This is a genomic window from Ochrobactrum sp. C6C9 (assembly GCF_022627935.1).
Lineage (GTDB): Bacteria > Pseudomonadota > Alphaproteobacteria > Rhizobiales > Rhizobiaceae > Brucella > Brucella teleogrylli.
The window spans coordinates 1-235 of record NZ_JABXGB010000148.1 but is presented as its reverse complement, the minus strand read 5'-3'; the positions used below and the strand labels follow the sequence as shown (position 1 = coordinate 235).

Here is a 235-nt window from a genome sequence, read left to right as displayed (position 1 = left end):
AGCTTGGTGTCATGACCGACACCGCCCGCCTCGACCAGGCCGAGACCGTCCCGCTGCACGACTCCGTCCCGCCAGGAGCCACCGAACCGATGCCCGCACAGCCGAACCAGACGCCCCCGACGTGGTCCTCGACGCCGCCCGCGAGCGGCCAGGGCCCGAGCGTCCCGCCGGCGCACCCGACCGCGCCCGGTGGGTCCGGATCGGGCACGGGCATGACCGCCGGTGCGTTCTACCG

1 pseudogene is annotated in these 235 nt (G+C 75.3%); it reads left to right on the top strand.

What is annotated here, in order from left to right:
* Positions 1-11: 11 nt before the first annotated feature.
* A pseudogene (locus HWD97_RS24445) lies at positions 12-235 on the top strand (hypothetical protein); the annotation flags it as partial.